1 rRNA gene is annotated in these 3,024 nt (G+C 52.3%); it reads left to right on the top strand.

The features are described 5' to 3' along the window. Positions 1-65: 65 nt before the first annotated feature. Positions 66-2,969: ribosomal RNA gene (locus GRPL_RS00060) — 23S ribosomal RNA — on the top strand. Positions 2,970-3,024 lie beyond the last annotated feature (55 nt).

Below are 3,024 nucleotides of genomic sequence, written 5' to 3'. Positions count from 1 at the left end.
GGTGTGTTCGAGTCTCTCAAATTTTCGCAACGCGGACTGTTTTACGAAACAGTTTCGGGTTGTGAGGTTAAGCGACTAAGCGTACACGGTGGATGCCCTGGCAGTCAGAGGCGATGAAGGACGTGCTAATCTGCGATAAGCGTCGGTAAGGTGATATGAACCGTTATAACCGGCGATTTCCGAATGGGGAAACCCAGTGTGATTCGTCACACTATCGTTAAGTGAATACATAGCTTAACGAAGCGAACCGGGGGAACTGAAACATCTAAGTACCCCGAGGAAAAGAAATCAACCGAGATTCCCCCAGTAGCGGCGAGCGAACGGGGAGGAGCCCAGAGTCTGAATCAGCGCGTGTGTTAGTGGAACGGTCTGGAAAGTCCGGCGGTACAGGGTGATAGCCCCGTACACTAAAATGCACACGTTGTGAACTCGAAGAGTAGGGCGGGACACGTGGTATCCTGTCTGAATATGGGGGGACCATCCTCCAAGGCTAAATACTCCTGACTGACCGATAGTGAACCAGTACCGTGAGGGAAAGGCGAAAAGAACCCCGGCGAGGGGAGTGAAAAAGAACCTGAAACCGTGTACGTACAAGCAGTGGGAGCCTACTTGTTAGGTGACTGCGTACCTTTTGTATAATGGGTCAGCGACTTATATTCTGTAGCAAGGTTAACCGTATAGGGGAGCCGCAGGGAAACCGAGTCTTAACTGGGCGTTAAGTTGCAGGGTATAGACCCGAAACCCGGTGATCTAGCCATGGGCAGGTTGAAGGTTGGGTAACACTAACTGGAGGACCGAACCGACTAATGTTGAAAAATTAGCGGATGACTTGTGGCTGGGGGTGAAAGGCCAATCAAACCGGGAGATAGCTGGTTCTCCCCGAAAGCTATTTAGGTAGCGCCTCGTGAATTCATCTTCGGGGGTAGAGCACTGTTTCGGCTAGGGGGTCATCCCGACTTACCAACCCGATGCAAACTACGAATACCGAAGAATGTTATCACGGGAGACACACGGCGGGTGCTAACGTCCGTCGTGAAGAGGGAAACAACCCAGACCGCCAGCTAAGGTCCCAAAGTCATGGTTAAGTGGGAAACGATGTGGGAAGGCACAGACAGCCAGGATGTTGGCTTAGAAGCAGCCATCATTTAAAGAAAGCGTAATAGCTCACTGGTCGAGTCGGCCTGCGCGGAAGATGTAACGGGGCTAAACCATGCACCGAAGCTGCGGCAGCGACACTATGTGTTGTTGGGTAGGGGAGCGTTCTGTAAGCCGTTGAAGGTGGCCTGTGAGGGTTGCTGGAGGTATCAGAAGTGCGAATGCTGACATAAGTAACGATAAAGCGGGTGAAAAGCCCGCTCGCCGGAAGACCAAGGGTTCCTGTCCAACGTTAATCGGGGCAGGGTGAGTCGACCCCTAAGGCGAGGCCGAAAGGCGTAGTCGATGGGAAACAGGTTAATATTCCTGTACTCGGTGTTACTGCGAAGGGGGGACGGAGAAGGCTATGTTAGCCGGGCGACGGTTGTCCCGGTTTAAGCATGTAGGCGGAAGTTTAGGTAAATCCGGACTTTATTAACGCTGAGGTGTGATGACGAGGCACTACGGTGCTGAAGTAACAAATGCCCTGCTTCCAGGAAAAGCCTCTAAGCATCAGGTAACAACGAATCGTACCCCAAACCGACACAGGTGGTCAGGTAGAGAATACCAAGGCGCTTGAGAGAACTCGGGTGAAGGAACTAGGCAAAATGGTGCCGTAACTTCGGGAGAAGGCACGCTGATGGTAGGTGAAGCGACTTGCTCGTGGAGCTGAAATCAGTCGAAGATACCAGCTGGCTGCAACTGTTTATTAAAAACACAGCACTGTGCAAACACGAAAGTGGACGTATACGGTGTGACGCCTGCCCGGTGCCGGAAGGTTAATTGATGGGGTTATCCGTAAGGAGAAGCTCTTGATCGAAGCCCCGGTAAACGGCGGCCGTAACTATAACGGTCCTAAGGTAGCGAAATTCCTTGTCGGGTAAGTTCCGACCTGCACGAATGGCGTAATGATGGCCAGGCTGTCTCCACCCGAGACTCAGTGAAATTGAACTCGCTGTGAAGATGCAGTGTACCCGCGGCAAGACGGAAAGACCCCGTGAACCTTTACTATAGCTTGACACTGAACATTGAGCCTTGATGTGTAGGATAGGTGGGAGGCTTTGAAGTGTGGACGCCAGTCTGCATGGAGCCAACCTTGAAATACCACCCTTTAATGTTTGATGTTCTAACGTAGACCCGTGATCCGGGTTGCGGACAGTGTCTGGTGGGTAGTTTGACTGGGGCGGTCTCCTCCCAAAGAGTAACGGAGGAGCACGAAGGTTAGCTAATCCTGGTCGGACATCAGGAGGTTAGTGCAATGGCATAAGCTAGCTTGACTGCGAGCGTGACGGCGCGAGCAGGTGCGAAAGCAGGTCATAGTGATCCGGTGGTTCTGAATGGAAGGGCCATCGCTCAACGGATAAAAGGTACTCCGGGGATAACAGGCTGATACCGCCCAAGAGTTCATATCGACGGCGGTGTTTGGCACCTCGATGTCGGCTCATCACATCCTGGGGCTGAAGTAGGTCCCAAGGGTATGGCTGTTCGCCATTTAAAGTGGTACGCGAGCTGGGTTTAGAACGTCGTGAGACAGTTCGGTCCCTATCTGCCGTGGGCGCTGGAGAATTGAGGGGGGCTGCTCCTAGTACGAGAGGACCGGAGTGGACGCATCACTGGTGTTCGGGTTGTCATGCCAATGGCATTGCCCGGTAGCTAAATGCGGAAAAGATAAGTGCTGAAAGCATCTAAGCACGAAACTTGCCCCGAGATGAGTTCTCCCTGACTCCTTGAGAGTCCTGAAGGAACGTTGAAGACGACGACGTTGATAGGTCGGGTGTGTAAGCGTAGCGATACGTTGAGCTAACCGATACTAATGAACCGTGAGGCTTAACCTTACAACGCCGAAGCTGTTTTGGCGAAGAGAGAAGATTTTCAGCCTGATACAGATTA

Origin of the sequence: Klebsiella planticola ATCC 33531 (assembly GCF_000735435.1) — a bacterium.
GTDB lineage: Bacteria > Pseudomonadota > Gammaproteobacteria > Enterobacterales > Enterobacteriaceae > Klebsiella > Klebsiella planticola.
The sequence above is the reverse complement of the archived record's forward strand: the minus strand, read 5'-3'. Positions and strand labels throughout refer to the sequence as shown.